The organism is Pandoraea bronchicola, from assembly GCF_902459805.1.
Lineage (GTDB): Bacteria > Pseudomonadota > Gammaproteobacteria > Burkholderiales > Burkholderiaceae > Pandoraea > Pandoraea bronchicola.
In genome coordinates this window covers 107612-126992 of the sequence record NZ_CABPST010000006.1, presented here as the reverse complement: position 1 = coordinate 126992, position 19381 = coordinate 107612, and the positions used below count along the sequence as shown (strand labels likewise).

The following is a 19381-nucleotide window of genomic DNA, read 5'->3' as shown; positions in this document are numbered from 1 at the left end:
GTCGAACTTACCTGGCCGACTTGCGCTGTTTGACGACCTGCTCCAGCAATTGCCGCGTCTGTTCGATAACCGCCTCGCGTACGATCCGATTGCGATTGGGATTCGGCTCACTGGCCCATCCCATCGAACAATCGACCGAGCGGCGCATCACGCGAAATGCCATGCCCAGTGTGCTGATGCACACGGCGCGAACACGCATCTCCTCGTTGTCGGGCGCCACGCCCGCGAGCCGCGTCACGATGTTTGCGCCGACCGACGCGAGCCGGCTCGAAAAGCGCTCGTGAAACACCTTGAAACCGGCCTCCGGCCCGAGCCCCGCCTGCTCCCGGGCCATGAACATGTGCCAGCCGTCGATCTCCGGCACCTCCTCCATGAACCCCGCCTTGCGATTCTGTAATTCGCAAAATGCGTCCATGAGCTGCTCGTCAGTCGCGTCCGGATCGGCCATCAAACGCTCGGCCGCCTCAATGGCCGTTCCCATCTTCCCCAGAACGAGCTCAACGATGTACTCGACACACGCCTGATACACGCCTGCCTTGTTGTCGAAGTAGTACTGGAGCGCAGGGGCATTCACACCCGCCTCGTTCGCAATATCTCGCGTGGACGCCCCGGTAAAGCCGAACTCCCCGAAACACTTGATCGCCGCGAGGATGATGCGCGCACGCGTTTCCTCACCACGTTGATACCCCGTGTCGACGGCATGCCTCGGACGCGCTGCCGCCCCCGGAGCACGCCCTGCACGTGAAGTCCCTGTCATGTATGTCCTTGCTTGCCAAAACTTTCGTCAAAAATATAACACTTGACATAAATCGATCAACTGGAATAATTCTGCCAACTGGAATAATTTGAGAAAATTCCCATGACCACCGCAGCCCAAGCCAAACCGGCAGAATCGGCGCTGTCGACCGCACGTCAGACCGACGCCCCGGCCGGCAAGGCCTCAGCAGAGGCTGCCCCGACACCCGGCCAGACGAAGGCCCCGGCCAACCCTCGCCGCAAGAAACTCCTGCTTGGCGTGCTGGCGCTGGGCCTCGTGGCCGCGCTCGGTTGGGGCGGACACTGGTGGTTTGTCGGGCGCTTCATCGAGTCGACCGACGACGCCTATCTGCAAGCCGACAGCATGACGGTTGCTCCGAAAGTGGGCGGCTATGTGACCGAAGTGCTGGTGCGTGACAACGAAACGGTGACGCTCGGTCAGCCGCTCGTGCGACTCGACGCACGCCAGTACCAGGCCGCTTACGACGAGGCGCAGGCGAGCGTAGTCGCGCGCGAAGCCGATGTCGCCAGGGCACAGGCCGAACTCGCCCAGCATGCGGCGACAATCGCGCAGGCACGCGCCGAACTCGACAGCGCACGCGCGAATGCCGCGTACTCGGCCGGTCAGGTCAAACGCTACGCACCGCTGGTTGCCACGGGCGCGGAGACCGACGAGCGTCTTGCCGAGTTGCGCAATGCCAGTGCCCGCGCCGACGCCTCGCGCAAGAGCAACGAGGCCAGCTTGCAGGCGAGCGAGCGTCAGACAGACACGCTCACGGCCGCGTTGGCGCAGGCCAAGGCGCAATTGGCGGTGGCGCAGGCAAGCGCGCGCAAGGCTGACCTCGATCTCGCGGACACCGTCGTCAAGAGCACGCTGTCCGGACGCATCGGCGATCGTGCCGTGCGCGTCGGCCAGTTCGCCCAGCCGGGCACGCGGCTACTCACCGTCGTGCCGGTGCAAAACGTCTATCTGACGGCGAACTTCAAGGAAACGCAGGTCGGCCATATGCGGCCCGGCCAGCCCGTGACGGTGCATGTCGATGCCCTGCCCGGCGAGCCGATCCACGGTGTGGTCGATTCGCTCTCGCCCGGCACCGGCGCGCAGTTCGCGCTGCTGCCCGCGCAGAACGCTACCGGTAACTTCACCAAGATCGTGCAGCGAGTACCGGTGCGCATCCGCCTCGATGTGCCCGAATCGCTGCGTGCGGTGTTGCTGCCGGGCCTGTCGGTCACCGCGGACGTCGATACGCATCGCCACACTACGGCCGCCCCCGCCAAACAAGCGGCGCACTCGGGCCGGGCCGGCGAAGCTTCAGCGTCGCAAGTCTCGCTCAGTGCACCGCTCAATGCCATCGTCGGCCCCGCCACGAATGCGCCGCCATCGTCCACGAACGGTGGAGCACAACGTGGCTGACCGTGGCGTGGTGAGCGCTTCATCGTCCCCCGCCACTCCCTCCGCCCGCTCCGCTTCGCCCGTTGCGCCCGTTGCGCCCGTTGCGCTGACGCGCGATCAGGCGCGCGGTGCCGCGGCAGCGAGCGGTGAAGGCGGCGGCGGGGGTGGCCCAGGCAATGGGGGCGCCACGAGCGCCGCCGCGCCGCGCAACGCGTCGGCATCCGACTGGATCGCCGTGGCGGCCGGTGCGCTTGGCGCGCTGCTGGCCACGCTCGACATCTCCATCACCAACTCGGCGCTACCGCAGATTCAAGGGCAGATCGGCGCCTCTGGCACCGAGGGCACCTGGATCTCGACCGGCTACCTGATGTCCGAAATCGTCATGATTCCGCTCGCCGCGTGGCTCACGCGCGTGCTCGGGTTACGACGCTTTCTGATGCTCAACGCCGTCTTCTTCACCCTCTTCTCAATGATGTGCGGCGCATCGAGCAGCCTGCCCGAGATGATCATCGGCCGTATCGGGCAGGGCTTCGCGGGCGGCGCGATGATTCCGACGGCGCAGATGATCATTCGCACGCGTCTGCCTCGCCACCAGATGCCGGTCGGCATGGCGATGTTCGGCCTGATCGTGCTGCTGGGACCGTTGCTCGGACCGGTGGTTGGCGGTTGGCTGACCGAGAACGCCAACTGGCGCTGGTGCTTCTTCCTGAATTTGCCGATCTCGGCGGCCATCGTCACGTTGCTGATGCTCGGGCTCAAGCGCGAGCCGACGAATCTGCAGGCGTTCTTCAAGGCGGACTGGCTGGGCATCGTCGGCCTGACCATCGGCCTGAGTTCGCTCACCGTGGTGCTCGAGGAAGGGCAGCGCGAACGCTGGTTCGACTCGCACCTGATCATCTGGCTGTCGATCGCGTCGGCGATCGGCATCGGCATGATGCTCGTGGCGCAGTTCACGGCCGAGAAGCCCATCGTCAAGCTCTCGCTGCTGGGTAACAAGAATTACGCAAGCGTGATCTACATCGTTTTCACGGTGGGCGCGGGACTCTACGGCGTGTCGTATCTGCTGCCGCAGTTCCTCGCCACGATTGCGGGCTACAACGCGCAGCAGTCGGGCAACATCATGCTGCTCTCGGGGCTGCCCGCCTTCCTGATGATGCCGTTCCTGCCACGCCTCATCAGCCGGGTGGACATTCGTCTGCTCGTGATCGTCGGGCTGTTGTGTTTCTTCGCCAGTTGCATGCTCGACATCGACCTGACGGCGCAAAGCGTAGGGCACGATTTCACGCTCTCGCAATTGCTTCGTGGTGTGGGACAAATGCTTGCGATGATGCCGCTCAATCAGGCGTCGATGGCGGCCGTCGATGCGCAGGATGCCGGGGACGCGGCAGGTCTGTACAACATGGCCCGCAACCTCGGCGGGTCGGTCGGACTCGCGCTGCTCGGCACGCTGATCGACCGTCGCACCGACTATCACGACGCCATGCTGCGCGAGACGATCACCGCCAACAGTCCGCTGGGACAGGAGCACCTCGCGGCCAATGCGGCGGGCTTCTTCGCGCAGACGGGCGACATGGTGCATGCACAACTGCAGGCCACCGCACAGCTCGCCGCCGAAATTGCAAGGCAGGCAAGTGTGTTGACGTTTTCCGAGACTTTCTACGCACTGGGTATCGCGCTGCTGCTTTGCGTGCCGCTGGCCCTGCTGCTCAAGCAACCGACCGGATTCAGCACCGGCGGTCATTGAACCATCATGACGCTTCAAATCCGAACGCTGGCCCTCGCGGCCACCCTACTCATCACCGGCTGCACGGTCGGCCCCGACTACCGCGGCGCCCCCGAGGTCGCAGGCGACGCCCTGCGTACCGGGGCGACGTTCGCACATGCGGGCGAAGGCGTTCAAGCGCAGACGCCCGGCGTCGCCCGGTGGTGGACCGCGCTGAACGATGCGCAACTCACCGCACTGATCGACGACGCCATCGCGCATAGCCCGGATATCCGCGCGGCGCAGGCGAAGGTGCGTCAGTCGCGTGCGAGCCTGCGCAGTCATCAGGCCGATCTGCTGCCCAAGGCAGGTGTCGACCTGGCGATGGTGCGCACCCGCTCGCCCGATCTGAGCCTGCTTGGCGGTGACGGCGGCGGCCGCGGTCCGCTCGACCTCTACGTCGCCGGTTTCGACGCCAGTTGGGAAATCGATTTGTTCGGCGGTACGCGTCGCGCCGTCGAGGCGGCCAGTGCCGATGCCGACGCGGCGTCAGAGGACCTGGCAGATGCGCACGTGCAACTCGCCGCCGAAGTCGCTCAGACCTACGTTGCCTTACGCGATCAACAAGCCCGGCTCGCGCTGGTGCGCGACTCGGCACAGCTGGAAGGCGAGATGCTCGATCTCACGCGTCAGCGCCGGGCCGGCGGTGTCGCATCGGAACTCGACGTCGAACGGCTCGTCACGCAAGTGGAGCAGACGCAATCGCGCGTGCTGCCGCTCGAGGCAGACGTCATCGAGTCGCTCGATCAGTTGGCACTGCTCACTGGACGCGCGCCGGGTGCGCTGGACGCCGAGTTGAAAGCGTCCAAAGCGTTACCGAACGTGCCCGCGAAGGTGGCTATCGGCGATCCGGCCGCCCTTTTGCAGGCGCGGCCGGATATTCGCGCAGCGGAGCGTCGTCTGGCATCGCAGAATGCGCAGATCGGTGTGCAAACCGCCAACTGGTTTCCGAAGCTCTCGATCATGGGGGAACTTGGATATTCCGCGCTCGATCCCGGTCATCTCGTGCGCAAGGACAACTTCAGTTGGATGACGATGCCGCGTCTGCAATGGAACGTGCTCGACTTCGGTCGCGTGCAGGCCGGTGTCGACGGTGCGAAGGCGGGGCGCGATCAGGCCCAGGCGAAGTATGAGAGTGCCGTGCTCACTGCGCTACGCGATGCCGATGTGGCGCTGGCGCGCTATGGGCATCAGCGCGAGAACGTGTACCGGCTGCGCAGCGTGGAGGCGTCGGCTGCGCGGGCGGCCGCGCTCACACGTCAACGCTACCGCGCAGGCACCGCGAGCACGCTCGATTGGCTGGACGCCGAGCGCACGCGCTTTTCCGCCGAGCAGGACCGCATCGCTGGCGATGCACAACTTCTCAAGTCGTTCGTGACGTTGCAAAAGGCGTTGGGCCTGGGATGGCAGGTCGGACCGGAAACTGGGCAAGGCTGACGCGATCGGCGTCGGGCGCGATGACGTTCGAAGCAGCGTGCCGTCGTGCCTGACGATAGCCGGCACAGTGACGGTCGAATCGCGCGGTGCTTGTCGTCTGCCCTTGTCGTCCACCCTTTTCGTCCGCACAAACGAAAAACGCTCCAGAAGCTTTCGCCTCTGGAGCGTTTTTGCCAACTGAGTTGGCGCGGCTGGCAGGATTCGAACCCACGACCCCTTGGTTCGTAGCCAAGTACTCTATCCAACTGAGCTACAGCCGCACTTACTGCACGTGAGACACCGATCAGACGATCCTGCTGCTGTCGGTTTGCCTTCTCATCGACGCGGGCCGAATGTACATGACATGCGGCGCGTCACTGGGAAGGACTCTCCCGAAAAACTAAGGGTCTCCCCGTGAGGAGACCCTCGAATTAGGTGGCGCGGCTGGCAGGATTCGAACCCACGACCCCTTGGTTCGTAGCCAAGTACTCTATCCAACTGAGCTACAGCCGCGTCGTGAGAACAGAATTATGTAAGAAACCGGCCCGCCACGCAAGCGTTTTTTGCAATTCTTTTGTCACATCTGCGGATTGTCCGTCGCATCGGCCATTCCGTGCGGGATTAGCGCGGAATCCCCCACACTGGCAAGCCTTTGCCGCTAGAACAATTACTCCACGCAAACCCGCATCAAATCAGGGCTTTCCATGTGCTCGTGCCAGAAACGGCACGGTATGCTACGGCTTTTTGCAGCGCGTCGATTGACGCGCTTGCCGCGCATGCGAGACTCGACAGGGGAGACAGCACGTCCAGAACCCTCTCTCGCATTGCCAAAAGAACTGCGATGAAACGACGCACCGCGCGCCCACCCTCTTCCCCCGGCGACGACGATGCGATAAAAACCAAATTCAAGGAGGCGCTCATGGAAAAAGTCTGGCTCAAGAGCTATCCGCCCGGCGTGCCGGCCGAGATCGACGTCAACATGTATCGTTCGCTGAACGATCTGTTCCTGCAAAGCTGCCAGAAGTTCGCAGATCGCCCGTCGTTCGCCAACCTCGGTGTGACGATGACTTTCGCCGACCTCGAGCGCAAATCGCGCGACTTCGCCGCGTATCTGCAAAGCCTGCCCGGACTGGAACGCGGCTCGCGCGTGGCGATCATGTCGCCGAACCTGCTGCAGTATCCGGTCGCCGTCTTCGGCATCCTGCGTGCCGGGATGGTCGTCGTCAACGTCAACCCGCTTTACACCGCAGGCGAACTCGAGCATCAACTGAAAGACGCCGAGTGCGGGGCCATCGTCGTGATCGAGAACTTCGCCGCCACGTTGCAAAAGGCGCTGCCCGATACGCCGGTCAAACACGTCATCACGACCGCTATCGGCGATCTCGTGCCCGCGCCGAAGCGCTGGATCGTGAACTACGTCGTGCGTCACGTGAAGAAGATGGTGCCCGCGTGGAGTATTCCGCACGCGGTGCCGTTCCGCACCGCGCTCGCACGAGGCGCCCGCGCACAGCTTCAGGAAGTACAACTGGGTCACGACGACATCGCGTTCCTGCAGTACACGGGCGGTACCACAGGCGTCGCCAAGGGCGCCATGCTCACGCATCGCAACATGATCGCCAACATGCTGCAAGCGCGTGCCTGGATCGGCTCAGGTCTCGAAGAAGGCAAGGAGATCATCGTGACCGCCCTGCCGCTTTATCACATCTTCTGTCTGACGGCGAACTGTCTGGTGTTCCTTCAGTTGGGTGCCCTCAACCTGCTCATCACCAACCCGCGCGACATGCCTGGCTTCGTGAAGGAACTGGGCAAATGGAAATTCACGTTCATGACCGGCGTGAACACGCTCTTCAACGGGCTGCTCAACACCCCCGGCTTCGACCAGCTCGACTTCAGCGCGCTCAAGTGTGCGCTGGGTGGCGGTGCAGCGGTGCAGCGTGCGGTGGCCGATCGCTGGCAGAAGGTCACCGGCCATCCGCTCATCGAAGCGTATGGTCTGACGGAGACGTCGCCCGCCGTGTGTATCAATCCGCTCGGCAGCGAGTTCAACGGTTCCATCGGCCTGCCGATTTCGTCAACGGATGTCAGCATCCGCAACGACGCCAACGAAGCCCTCGGCATCGGTCAGGAGGGCGAAATCTGCGTGCGCGGCCCGCAGGTCATGAAGGGTTACTGGCATCGCCCGGACGAAACGGCCAAGACCATCACACCGGACGGTTGGCTGCGCACCGGCGACATCGGCACGATGGATGAGCAGGGCTACGTGCGCATCACCGATCGCAAGAAGGACATGATCATCGTCTCGGGCTTCAACGTGTACCCGAATGAGGTCGAGAGCGTACTGGCCATGTGCCCGGGCGTGCTCGAAGCGGCGGTCGTCGGTGTGCCGAGCGAGCGCACGGGCGAAGCGGTGAAGGCTGTGATCGTCAAGAAGTCGCAGGATCTGACCGAGAAAATCATCATCGACTTCTGCCGTCAGCACCTGACGAACTACAAGGTGCCGCACCTGATCGAATTCCGCAAGGACCTTCCGAAGACGCCGGTAGGCAAGGTGCTGCGTCGCGAACTGCGCTGATTGTCTTGCGCCCCAGTTGTTTCGTCATACGTAACGAAGCCAACGGGAGCGCCGGGGAAATTCACGCCATGACATCAATGGCCGGGAGCGATCCCGGCCATTGTCATTTCAGTCATCGAGACAGGAGGCGGCGCGTTGATCGACACGCCGGCCTCGATTGGTAACTTTTGGTTACAGACGCGGCGCACGTGCCTTGGTACAACAGCGGTACGTCAGGCGTCTCGCATCGTGATTCGCTTCAGAACGTGGGCTGCGGCCGCCATGCCAAATGCGGCTGTCACACACATGCTCGAGCCGAAGCCGGCGCAGTTCAGCCCCTGCGGCCCCGCAACCGGGTCTGGCACTTCGCCCGGTGCGCAAACCGCTTCCGGGTATTGCAGCGGCTCGTCCGAGTACACCGCTGGCACGTTGAACTTGGCTTTTGGCCCACGGACAAACCCATGTTGCTTGCGTAATTGCGCACGCACTTTCGCAAGCAGCGGGTCCTGGATCGTGCGGGCAAGATCGTCGATACGAATCCGTGTCGGATCGATCTGACCGCCCGCCCCGCCAACGGTGATCAGACGCTGCTTATGCGCCACGCACCACGCGATAAGCGCGGTTTTCACGCGTACGCTGTCGATGGCGTCGACCACCCAGTCGAAGCCGCCGCCCAGCATGGCGTCGAGGTTCTCCAGCTCTACGAAGTCCTCGATCAGCGTAAGCTGGCAAACGGGATTGATGGCCACGATTCGCTCGGCCATCGCAGCAACTTTCGGTTTGCCGTAGTTGCCATCCAGTGCGTGCACCTGACGATTGGTATTGCTTTCGGCGACGTTATCGAGATCGATAAGCGTGAGTCGGCCCACGGCGCTGCGCGCCAGTGCCTCGGCCACCCACGAGCCTACGCCGCCGATGCCGATGACAGCCACGTGCGCATCACGCAAGCGCGCGAGACCGTCGTCACCGTACAAACGCGCGATACCGCCAAAGCGGCGGTTCGCGTCAAAATCTTCCTCCGATGGCGCAGCGGGCACCGGGGCAACAACGATCGACGGGGTACTGTTCATGATGCGATGGGTAACGTCCTTGAAATGGCTGGCGATCACGATAGTCGCCATCGTGCTGGCATTCGCGGCGTTCATCACGTGGTTTGACTGGAACTACGCCCGGCCCTTTATCAACCGGGAGGTGAGCACCGCGACCGGCCGGCCCTTCGAAATACGGGGCGACCTCTCGCTGCACTGGCTGGCGCCGAACGCACAGGCCCCGGGACTGGGGCGCTGGCTGCCGCGGCCTCGCCTGATCGCGAATGATATCGTGTTAGGCAACGTTGCGTGGAGTCAGTCGCCGAACATGATCGCCGTTGGCCGGCTCACGTTCTCGCTCGAATGGCTGCCGCTGCTCGACAAACACGTGGTGCTGCCCGAGGTCGCGCTGTCCGCGCCCAAGGTCATCGTGGAGCAACGCGCCGACGGACAGAACAACTGGACCTTCACGAAGGGCGACGGCAAACCGTCCCCGTGGAAGCTGCGCATCGGCCGACTGATTCTTGAGGACGGCGTCGTACGCGCGAACCTCGTTCCCCAGCAGCTCGATCTCACCGCGAACATCGCCACCATCGACGGGCAGGCGCCTTACGGCATCGGCGTCTCGCTCAAGGGCACCTTCCGAAAGGTTGCGGTCAGCGGCAAAGCGCGTGGCGGCGATGTCCTTTCGCTCGAAGACGCAGGCGACCCCTATCCGCTCGACGCCAGCGTACGCATCGGGCGCACGCAGATCGCCGCAAAGGGAACGTTCACGAATCCGGCCACGCTGTCGGCGCTCGACATGCATTTGCGTCTGTCCGGTCCGACGATGGCCGACCTCTATCCGATCACCGGCGTGCTGCTGCCGGAAACGCCTGCCTACGAGACCAACGGGCATCTGCTGCACACGGCCGGCGTATGGCGCTATGAGCGCTTTCAGGGCAAGGTGGGGCAAAGCGATCTGTCAGGCACCCTGGTCTTCCGCCAGCGGGAGCCGCGCAACATCCTTCAAGGCGCCGTCGTGTCGAATCAGTTGCGCCTGGCTGACCTCGGGCCGGTCGTCGGCGGACAGAATCCGTCCGGCGGCAGCGATCTGACAGGCAAGCCGAAAGCGCCGCCGTCCGACAAGGTATTGCCGGTCGATCCGTTCAAGACCGACCGCTGGCGCGCCATCGACGCCGACGTGCAATTCACTGGCCGCAAGATCATCAAGGACAAGAGCCTGCCGATCGACAACCTGGTCACGCACATTGTGCTCGACGATGGCGTGCTCTCGCTACGGCCGTTGGAGTTCGGCGTCGCAGGAGGCCGCATCACGTCGACACTCGTACTCAACGGTCAGACCGAACCGATGAAGGTGGACTCGCAGGTGTCGATGCGCCACCTGCAGATGAAGCAGTTACTGCCCGACGTCGATCTGATGAAAACGAGCGTGGGCGAAGTGAACGGCGACGCCGCGCTAACGGCAACGGGCAACTCGATTGCGGCATTGGCCGGCTCGTCGAACGGCGAGATCAAGACGCTGATCGACCGTGGTTCGGTGAGCAAGCTGCTGCTGCAGTATCTGGGGCTGAATGTCGGCAACATCGTTCTGACCAAACTCTTCGGCGACAAGCAGATCGAGATGCGATGTGCGGCAGCGGACTTCGCGGTGCGCGACGGCATGATGGACGCGCGCACGTTCGTGATCGACACCGACGATACGAGCATCGGCGTGACCGGACAGGTCGATCTCAAGCGAGAGCACTTCAATCTGACGATCCGGCCGGAGCCTAAACACTTCGGTCTCCTTTCGCTGCGCTCACCGCTGTACGTACGCGGAACGTTCAAGCACCCCGACGTTGGCGTCAACCTCCCCACGCTGGTCGCGCGCGCAGGGGGCGCCATTGCGCTGGGCGTGCTCGCCCCGTACACCGCGCTCGTGCCGCTGCTCGAACTCGGCCCGGGCAAGGACAGCCCGTGCGGTGAACTGCTCGCCAACCTGCAACATCCGGCAAGCCGAAACCCGGCCGCCGTTAAACCGGTGCCCGACGCCAACGGCACTAAGGCGGGGCCGCAGAGGCACCCATCTGCCGGGCAACGCAAACAGACACCGTCTGCCACGGCCCCCGTCTTCGGTTCGGGCCGGGAGGCGCCGTGAAACCTTGAACGCCATGGACAGTGGATTCGCACCGCCCAAAGCAATGCCCATGCCAGGCGCAGGGATTTGTCGCCGCCACACCACACGATTTCGGGACCGGCAACGGCGGTTCGGCAAAACTACTTCACTCCTTAAATATCAAGCACATGGCGCGAGATGCCCGCCTCGCGGAGCATGCGACAGGTCGAAGCGCCCGCGTATGCGACAAATCGCCACGCGCGCACGTTCGCCGACTCTTCGCTATACTGTGTCGCAACCCCCAACCGCAACAGACTGATATCGATCGTCGTGACTCAGACGCTTTCTCTCGCGGACCTGCGCAAAAATTACGCCCTCGGCTCACTTTCCGAGACCGATGTGGCGTCCAGCCCGTTCGATCAATTCCGAGTTTGGTTTGAGCAAGCGATTGCTGCCCAACTGCCCGAGCCGAACGCCATGACGCTCGCCACGGTCACGCCGGATGGCCGGCCGGACGCGCGCATCGTGCTCATCAAGGGCGCGGATGAACACGGGTTCACATTCTTCACGAATTACGAGTCGCGTAAAGGCCAGGAACTGGCTGCCACGCCATACGGCTGTCTGCTGTTCCACTGGATCGAACTCGAGCGTCAGGTGCGCATCGAGGGGCGTGTCGACAAGGTGAGCGAAGCGGAGAGCGACGCTTACTACCACTCGCGCCCGGTGGGCTCCCGTCTGGGCGCCTGGGCGTCGGTGCAAAGCGCCGAAGTCGCCGATCGCAGCATCATCGAGCAACGCGAAGCGGATTTCCGGCGCCAGTTCGGCGACGCCCCGCCGCGCCCGCCGCACTGGGGTGGCTATCGGCTGGTGCCGGAAACCATCGAGTTCTGGCAGGGCCGTGAATCGCGCCTGCATGATCGCATCAAATATTTCCGGCTTGCCGATGGATCGTGGCGCGTGGCGCGCCTGTCCCCCTGAACGTTGTGTCGGCTACGCCGACGCGGTACGCCTGCCCGCCCGTTTCGACGAGGAGACGTCACCGTGCCGAGCGGTACGGATTGAAGTTTTTTTGGTGACACTTGGAGCACATCCATGTTGTGGGAGAAAAAACTCGAAAACTGGGTCAGCGGCGTCAAGACATCTTCGAACCTGCCGATCCGGCTCGCGCTCTGGAATGGACAGCACTACGATTTCGGTGCGTTCGACAACCCCAGCGTAACGTTGCGCATTAATGGCCCTGCGGCCATGACACGTCTACTGAGTCCCAGCCTCGACAACCTTGGCGAGGCATACGTGAAGGGCGAAATCGACGTCGAGGGCAAGCTCGCCGACGTCATCGACATGAGCTACGCGCTCGCGGGCAGCAGTCTCACGACAATCGGCCCGCTGGAACGTGCGGTACGCCACTTCAATCACAGCAAGAAGTCCGACAAACGCTCGATCGAGTTTCACTACGACGTGTCGAACGAGTTCTACCAGCTCTGGCTGGACAAGAACATGGTCTATTCGTGTGCCTACTTTGAGAACGGCGATGAAGACCTCGACACCGCGCAAGAGAAGAAGATCGATCACATCCTCACCAAGATCCAGTTGCAGCCCGGGCAGACCCTGCTCGATATCGGTTGCGGCTGGGGCGCCCTGGTGATTCGCGCTGCGCAGAAATTCGGTGCGAAGTGTGTCGGCGTCACGCTCTCCGAGAATCAGTTCGCGCTCGCCACCGAACGGGTCAAGAAGCTCGGCCTCGAGAACCAGATCGAGATCCGCATTCAGGATTATCGCGACGTGGAAGGTCAGTTCGACCGCATCACGAGCGTGGGGATGTTCGAGCACGTCGGGCGCAAGCATCTGCAGGACTACTTCGCGAAAATCGCCTCGCTGCTCAAGGACGACGGCGTCGCCATGAATCACGGCATCACCTCGACCGACCCGGATAGCGGCGAGACGGCGATGGGTGGCGGGGAGTTCATCGACAAGTACGTGTTTCCGAATGGCGAGTTGCCGCACATCAGTCTCGCGCTGGAATCGATGCAGCGCGGCGGACTCGAAGCGAGCGACGTGGAAAGCCTGCGCCGTCATTACGCCCGCACGCTCACGCTCTGGTCCGAACGCTTCGAAGCGCATGCCCCCAAGCTGCGTGAATTGGCAGGCGAGGAGCGCTTCCGCGTCTGGCGCGTGTATCTTGCGGGTTGCGCCTATGCGTTCGAGCACGATCACGTCTCGATCTACCAAATCGTGTGCCGCAAGGCAGGCTTGTCGGCCAAGCGTCTGCCTTGGTCGCGCCGTTACATGTACGAGAACCGATGAGCCAGTTCGATCTGTTTGGCACGCCGCCTGACGATCCTCCGACAGGCGGACGTGCCAGGCAGGTCGATGGCGACATCCCCACGCAGAAGCACACCGAACCTCGCACGGGCGCAGCGCGCCGCGGTGGCGTCGGCGCGGCCGACACTCCCCCTGCGATGCTGAGGCTGGGCAATCAACTGCCCGGCAACATCCGTCTGGGTACCTCGTCGTGGTCGTTTCCCGGCTGGAAAGGCATTGTCTGGGACGACGACTACAGCGACACCAAACTCTCCCGCCAAGGACTCACCGCTTACGCGCGCCATCCGGTATTGCGTTGCGTCGGCATCGACCGGTCGTTCTACAAACCGATGTCGATCGTCGAGTATCAGAAGTACGCGCAGCAAGTGCCTGACGACTTCCGCTTTCTGGTCAAGGCGCCGAGTGTCGTGACCGATGCGGTCGTGCGCGGTGAAAAAGGCGAAGGGCTGAGCGCGAACCCCTGCTTTCTCGATCCCCGAATTGCCGCCGAGCAGTTTGTCGCCCCCTGTCTGGCCGGACTCGGGCCGAAGGCTGGCGTGCTGGTGTTCCAGGTGTCGCCGTTGTCCGCCGAGTTGCTGCGTGACATTCCGGCGCTGATTCAACGCATCGAGGCTTTCTTTGCTGCCCTGCCACCCTTGCCGCCGGGGGAAGTGACTGCCGAAGGCAGCGTCGCCCCAGGGCCATGCTACGCGCTGGAAATTCGTGACGGCGCGTTGCTCACCCCCCGCCTGATGCGCGCATTGGGACAATTGGGCGTACGCTATTGCATCGGTCTGCACGCACGGATGCCTCACGTGGAACGTCAGGCCGCAGCACTCGCCATGCTCGATGAAAGCGGCGCCGGGCCGCTCGTCGTGCGTTGGAATCTGAACAGCGCGCATCGCTACGAACAAGCCAAGGCGAAATACGCACCATTCGACAAGATCGTCGATCCCGATCTGGCAACACGCGACGTGCTAGCCGCCCTTGCCACCCACTACGCCCTGGCCGGGCATCCCGTCTACGTGATCGTCAACAACAAGGCCGAAGGCTCGTCACCCCTGTCGTGTTGCGCACTGGCCGAACGGATCAACGCGTTGTCTCAGACATCGTCGGCCGCCAACGCGGATTGACGCTTAGCTTCCCGCCCCCATGAAACGACGATGGCCCGAGCCGGCAAACCGCCGGACTCGGGCCATCGTCATCGCACTGCGTGCGCAGAACTTACGCCACGAGATGCGGAATCGGCACGTCCGGATTCACGTCCGCCTCGTAATCGACACCGTCGATCTCGAAGCCGAACAGACGCAGGAACTCGTGCTTGTAGCCAACGAAATCCGTCAGTTCGTAAAGGTTCTCGTCGGTCACCTTGTCCCACAGCGCCGAGACTTCCGCCTGCACGTCCGTCGAGAGTTCCTTCTGGTCGGTGCGCACGCGGCCTTCATCATCGAGCAGAGGCGTCGCGCTATACAGGCTGTCCTTGTACAGACCGTAGATCTGCTCGATACAACCTTCGTGCGTGCCCTTGGCCTTCATGACCTTGAACAGCAGCGAGAGGTAGAGCGGCATCATCGGGATCGCCGAACTGGCCTGCGTAACGAGCGCCTTGAGCACGGCCACGCGAGCGTCGCCACCACTGGCGGCAAGCTTGGCACGAATATCCAGCACCTTCTCGTCGAGGTCCTTCTTGGCAGCGCCGATCGAACCGTTCCAGTAGATATCGTGCGTGATCTTCTCGCCGAGATACGTGAACGCCGTCGTCTTGGCGCCCGGTGCAAGCACGCCAGCGTCGGCGAGCGCGTCGATCCACATCTGCCAGTCTTCGCCGCCCATGACGGCCACCGTGTTGTCGATCTCTTCCTGCGAAGCCGGTTCGAATACCGATGCCTTGACGACTTCCTTGTCGGTATCGATGCCACGCAGCGTCACCGATTTACCGATCGGTTTGAGTACCGAGCTATACACCTGCCCCGTTTCCGGATGCGTGCGGCGCGGCGCGGCCAGGCTGTAGACGACCAGATCGACCTGACCGAGGTCGTTCTTGATCGTCTCGATCGTCTTGGCCTTGATTTCCTTGGAGAACGCGTCGCCGTTGATGCTCTTCGCGTAAAGCCCCTTCTCGGTAGCGAACTTGTCGAAGGCCGCAGTGTTGTACCAGCCGGGCGTTCCCGGCTTGGTCTCGCTGCCCGGACGTTCGAAGAACACGCCCAGCGTCGCGGCATCGGCACCGAAGGCGGCGGTAATGCGCGCGGCCAGACCATAGCCGGTCGACGCACCGATCACGAGCACCTTCTTCGGGCCGTTCGCGATCGGGCCTTGCGCCTTCACGTAATCGATCTGTTGCTTGACGTTGGCTTCGCAGCCGACAGGATGGGTGGTGACGCAGATGAAGCCGCGCACGCGTGGCTTGATGATCATGGAAACCTCGTTCACAAAATTCGTTGATGCCGGCTCACCCGGCAAACACCGCGCATTGTAAACGAGGTCGGGGCTAGCCCGGCATTTTGACGGGCTTTTGCTGGCCCTTTGCCTGGGTTTTGCGCAATTCGGCGTCGCCCGTTCGGACAACGCCGTGCCGCTCCCGGCTCATTCCGGTGCCGCCACGGCCGAACGGTCGAGGTGCTTGGGAAACTGGATTTGCCGGATGCGACGCACCAGAAACGCGGCAACGATCGCCGCAATGCCGGTGAGCAACACCCCGGCGTGGACAGCGTTCACGAGCGTCTGGCGAGCGGTTTCCACCAGCGGCGCGCCGTCGATGCCCATGGCGCGCAGATCCATCAGCAAGTCGGCACGCAAGACCGGGTCGATCAGGATACGTGGGTCGAGCGCACGCGCGACAGCATGCGCCGCAGGCGTGCCGTCGTAATTCGACACGGCACCGGCCACGCCGTTGGCGTACCAGTGATTGACCAGCGTTCCCACGATCGTGGTACCCAGCATGCCGCCAACCATACGCGTCGACTGCAGCAGCGCGGTGGTAATGCCGAATCGCTCGCGTCCGGCAATTTCCTGTCCGAACACGTTCATGTTGTTCAGAATGAAGCCAATGCCAACACCGGCACAGGCCATCATCAGCGCAAGCAGCCCATGCGACGTGTCGCGATGTGCGAGCCCCACGCCCGCCGAAGCCACCGCCAGCAGACAGAAACCGAGGATCAGCATATTGGTCGGCCGGGAGAGACGCACCACGATAGGCGTATTGATAAAGCTGCCCAGGGCGATGCATGCCGCGATGGGCGTCGCAATCAGGCCCGCGCCCTGCGGACTCAGGCCGAACCCACCCTGCAACAGCAACGGCGCGAAGAAAATCAGCGAATACATCACGAAGCCGATCAGCACGGACAGCGTGAAAAGCACAATGAGCTGCGGATGCCGGAACATGTCGAGCGGCACGATCGGGTGCGTCGCCCGGCGCTCTGTGCGCAGCAACACCCAAAACCCGAACACGACGGCCGCGATCAGCAGCAGATTCCCGAGCGATGCGCCATGCGCCGGCACGTTCTCGATGAATACCTGGAAACCACCGAGCACGACAGCGATCCACACCGCGCCGCGCCAGTCCACGCGCACCTCGCCCTGATGGGCCGGCGGGAATTTCGGCAGGTATCGCCATACGAAATACAGCGCTGCCAGACCGACCGGCAGGTTCACGAAGAACGTCGAACGCCAGCCGAAATGCTCGGAGAGCAGTCCGCCCAGCGACGGCCCCGCAGCCGTGCCAATCCCGTAAGCCGTAGTGATCACGACCTGCCAGCGTACACGCGAGCGCGCGTCGGGGAACAGGTCCGGAACCGACGCAAAGGCCGTACCCACCATCATGCCGCCACCGATCCCCTGCAACCCGCGCGCGAAGACGAGGAACGGCATGTTGGGGGCCAGACCGCATAGCAGCGAGGCGATGGTAAAGGTCAGCACCGACGCGATCACGAACTGCCGGCGGCCAAAGTAATCGCCGAGACGTCCGAAGACCGGCACGGTGACGACGGAGGCCAGCAGGTAGATGCTCGCAATCCACGCGTAATACTCGAAACCTTTGAGTTCGGCGACGATGGACGGAAGTGCGGTACTGACGACGGTCTGGTCAAGAGCGACCAGCATGTTGACGAGCGCGATGCCGATCATGGCCATCAACGCATCGCGAAAAGGCAGGGGGCGCACGGCGGACTACCTGAAGACTTCATGGAGGGAAGCCGCCATTTTATGCGAAAAATAATGAATATATGAACGTTCAGGGGGCATGCGGGTTTCCGGGGCAATCGGCCCGGAACGCCTGATGCCCGGCCATTTCCCCCCGGAGTTCCTGATGCCGGGCAGTTATGAGGGAAATTCAATGACAGGCCACATCACACTCACTTGATGCGACGCCGGCCCAGGCACGGCTTTGCCTCCGGCATCGCCAAAACAAGGCGTAGTCCGATATCACTTTCAGACGCTCCTTCAGCCCGGAAGCCCGCGCACTGGGCATCATCAACCTGGTCTGGTCGACGCCGCACGACACTGATCGACGAGCTCAGATTGCCTCCGATCCCGGCACGCCCGCCGGTATCCCTATGGCGTTGCGGCGTCGCCGGACATCGCGGGTTTCAGTGGCACGAAGCAAATTCGGCAGCGTCCCGGCCATTTTCGAAAACCGCGCCTTAATAACGGCCGCACCATCGCTCGACGCCTCAGGAAGCGTCGTCGTCACTTCTCGGGAGATACGACCATGAAAAATCGACCTGTGCGCGAAGACTATCGACGCTGGCGGGAAGCGCAGACCGTGTTGGCATCAGGCGGTGCGTCGCACGCGGCAAGCGCCGTCGCTGCGCCGCCGTCGACCCTGCCGTTTGCTGGCTACGTGGTCTGGTTTCACGTGAGCCTCACGTATCTGGACATTCGCTTCGACCATCATCGCTTCGAGATCGTCACGCAGCAGGTACAGAGTGCGGCCGAAGCCTTCTTTTTCGACAGTCTCGACGCTGCCTACGGACATGCCACCCATGTGGGAGAACCCTGCCTGATCCTGTTTGCCGCAGCCAGTGGCGCGTCTGTCAGCGTCGTGGGGTGATGGGCGATGCCGGTAGCTCACGGCAACATGGCCGTCACGCGCACGCCCATTTGCCTCCCCCCTCCTTTCACGCCTCACTTAACCGTCTCGCTTAACCGCCTCGCTTAACCGTCTCACTTAACCGCCTCGCTTAACCGTCTCACTTAACCGTCTCACTTACCCTCAGGGAGCACGACCTATGCCGTCCGTCTCATTGGCAATTCCTTCCGCACAATCCCATCCCGTTTCATACGGTGTTCACGCTCCCGCAGACCGGCACGAGATCGCTATCGATATGCAGCAGATCAGGAATCAGCCTCACGCGCTGCCGCCCGAGTCATCCGTCGCGAAGCGGCAGAATGCCCACTTTCATCGCGCCGTCTTCCAACGCAACCCTATTCCGATAAACGACTATTTTGTTAACGTGCTCGCCGAACTTGTCACGCCAAAGTCCAAGTGTGGCGCGAGGCAGTTCCCCAACAACGCTGAACTGCGTGCAGCGCTTAGCGAAATCCTGACGTTCCACCCCGCAGCAGGCAAACTCTCCATCGAGGCACACATCAAGTCACTGGGCTTGCCATCGCTGCTTCGCAACGAGCCGAAATACGTACCCGGGACCCTGACCGCATTGACCTACGACGTTGGGGCGCACAGCATCGACATCGGGCGGTTCACCTTCCCGGAGCTTGACTCGGTGCAAGAGGCTGCGTTTCTCTTCGCCGGCGAGAGCGAACTGGCGTTTCTCCACGAAGGCAATCCGCACGCCTCAAAAGTCAGGGAAGATCACGCGACGGTCCTCGGCTTCCACTACCGGGCCGCAGGCATGCGTGGACATACCACCTTGCCGCCCGCCGGATATGCCCTCTCGGCACAGGACGAAACGCACCTTTGCGATTTCACGGCCCAGTTGGCGCGATGCCGCAAACGCAACGATCTGGGTCGATCGCCGCGTTCGGCCGGCGCTCGCAACGCCACGCCCAATCCGCTCGACATGATGCAGAACGGCCCGTGCGTGATTCTGTGACGCAGAGGTGGCTTGCATCACGC

General features: G+C 62.9%; 15 protein-coding genes and 2 tRNA genes. 10 read left to right on the top strand and 7 right to left on the bottom strand.

The window, feature by feature from the left end:
* Nucleotides 1-7: 7 nt before the first annotated feature.
* Nucleotides 8-757 carry a CerR family C-terminal domain-containing protein gene (locus tag PBR20603_RS13645; RefSeq protein ID WP_150560061.1) on the bottom strand — a complete coding sequence of 250 codons (750 nt, stop codon included), beginning with the start codon at nucleotides 755-757 and terminating at the stop codon, nucleotides 8-10.
* A 102-nt stretch (nucleotides 758-859) separates the two neighbouring features.
* On the opposite strand from PBR20603_RS13645, the gene PBR20603_RS13640 reads away from it, so the two are divergent.
* From PBR20603_RS13640 to PBR20603_RS13630, 3 genes are all read left to right on the top strand, one after another.
* A complete protein-coding gene (locus PBR20603_RS13640; protein WP_150560060.1) occupies nucleotides 860-2170 on the top strand; it encodes an HlyD family secretion protein in 1311 nt (436 codons plus the stop codon).
* Between the two features lie 208 nt (nucleotides 2171-2378).
* Nucleotides 2379-3893 (top strand): DHA2 family efflux MFS transporter permease subunit, encoded by a 1515-nt coding sequence (locus PBR20603_RS13635; RefSeq protein ID WP_425495815.1) that lies wholly within the window; start codon nucleotides 2379-2381, stop codon nucleotides 3891-3893.
* Between the two features lie 6 nt (nucleotides 3894-3899).
* On the top strand, nucleotides 3900-5348 hold the full coding sequence (locus PBR20603_RS13630; protein WP_150560058.1) for an efflux transporter outer membrane subunit: 1449 nt from the start codon (nucleotides 3900-3902) through the stop codon (nucleotides 5346-5348).
* A 183-nt stretch (nucleotides 5349-5531) separates the two neighbouring features.
* Here the strand turns inward: PBR20603_RS13630 and PBR20603_RS13625 are convergent.
* From PBR20603_RS13625 to PBR20603_RS13615, 3 genes are all read right to left on the bottom strand, one after another.
* A tRNA-Arg gene (locus tag PBR20603_RS13625) sits at nucleotides 5532-5608 on the bottom strand.
* A 155-nt stretch (nucleotides 5609-5763) separates the two neighbouring features.
* Nucleotides 5764-5840 (bottom strand) — tRNA-Arg (locus tag PBR20603_RS13620).
* A gap of 174 nt (nucleotides 5841-6014) precedes the next feature.
* Nucleotides 6015-6248, bottom strand: coding sequence for a hypothetical protein (locus PBR20603_RS13615; protein ID WP_150560057.1), 234 nt, complete (start codon nucleotides 6246-6248; stop codon nucleotides 6015-6017).
* Between PBR20603_RS13615 and PBR20603_RS13610 the strand changes: the two genes are divergently transcribed.
* The gene (locus PBR20603_RS13610; protein WP_150560056.1) at nucleotides 6247-7899 is read left to right on the top strand and encodes an AMP-binding protein; all 1653 of its coding nucleotides are present in this window, start codon (nucleotides 6247-6249) and stop codon (nucleotides 7897-7899) included. The genes PBR20603_RS13615 and PBR20603_RS13610 overlap by 2 nt on opposite strands.
* Nucleotides 7900-8111: 212 nt before the next feature.
* Here the strand turns inward: PBR20603_RS13610 and tcdA are convergent, their stop codons facing one another.
* Complete coding sequence (tcdA, locus tag PBR20603_RS13605) at nucleotides 8112-8948, bottom strand: tRNA cyclic N6-threonylcarbamoyladenosine(37) synthase TcdA (RefSeq protein ID WP_150560055.1); 837 nt, start codon at nucleotides 8946-8948, stop codon at nucleotides 8112-8114.
* Between tcdA and PBR20603_RS13600 the strand changes: the two genes are divergently transcribed.
* The 4 genes from PBR20603_RS13600 (at nucleotide 8947) to PBR20603_RS13585 (ending at nucleotide 14438) form a co-directional block, all read left to right on the top strand.
* Nucleotides 8947-11046 carry an AsmA family protein gene (locus PBR20603_RS13600; protein ID WP_246174646.1) on the top strand — a complete coding sequence of 700 codons (2100 nt, stop codon included), beginning with the start codon at nucleotides 8947-8949 and terminating at the stop codon, nucleotides 11044-11046. The genes tcdA and PBR20603_RS13600 overlap by 2 nt on opposite strands.
* Before the next feature lie 288 nt (nucleotides 11047-11334).
* The gene (gene pdxH, locus PBR20603_RS13595) at nucleotides 11335-11982 is read left to right on the top strand and encodes a pyridoxamine 5'-phosphate oxidase (RefSeq protein WP_150560054.1); all 648 of its coding nucleotides are present in this window, start codon (nucleotides 11335-11337) and stop codon (nucleotides 11980-11982) included.
* Between the two features lie 114 nt (nucleotides 11983-12096).
* The gene (locus PBR20603_RS13590) at nucleotides 12097-13308 is read left to right on the top strand and encodes an SAM-dependent methyltransferase (RefSeq protein ID WP_150560053.1); all 1212 of its coding nucleotides are present in this window, start codon (nucleotides 12097-12099) and stop codon (nucleotides 13306-13308) included.
* Nucleotides 13305-14438, top strand: coding sequence for a DUF72 domain-containing protein (locus tag PBR20603_RS13585; protein ID WP_150560052.1), 1134 nt, complete (start codon nucleotides 13305-13307; stop codon nucleotides 14436-14438). Before PBR20603_RS13590 ends, PBR20603_RS13585 begins: the two co-directional genes overlap by 4 nt.
* 91 nt (nucleotides 14439-14529) lie before the next feature.
* Here PBR20603_RS13585 and fabV read toward each other — a convergent pair whose 3' ends face one another.
* Together fabV and PBR20603_RS13575 are read right to left on the bottom strand one after the other, a co-directional pair.
* A complete protein-coding gene (fabV, locus tag PBR20603_RS13580; protein ID WP_150560051.1) occupies nucleotides 14530-15723 on the bottom strand; it encodes an enoyl-ACP reductase FabV in 1194 nt (397 codons plus the stop codon).
* A 168-nt stretch (nucleotides 15724-15891) separates the two neighbouring features.
* A complete protein-coding gene (locus PBR20603_RS13575; protein ID WP_150560161.1) occupies nucleotides 15892-17430 on the bottom strand; it encodes an MFS transporter in 1539 nt (512 codons plus the stop codon).
* A 583-nt stretch (nucleotides 17431-18013) separates the two neighbouring features.
* On the opposite strand from PBR20603_RS13575, the gene PBR20603_RS13570 reads away from it, so the two are divergent.
* Nucleotides 18014-18355, top strand: a complete 342-nt coding sequence (locus PBR20603_RS13570) for a hypothetical protein (RefSeq protein WP_150560050.1) — start codon at nucleotides 18014-18016, stop codon at nucleotides 18353-18355.
* 403 nt (nucleotides 18356-18758) lie between these two features.
* The gene (locus PBR20603_RS13565; protein WP_150560049.1) at nucleotides 18759-19358 is read left to right on the top strand and encodes a hypothetical protein; all 600 of its coding nucleotides are present in this window, start codon (nucleotides 18759-18761) and stop codon (nucleotides 19356-19358) included.
* Nucleotides 19359-19381 lie beyond the last annotated feature (23 nt).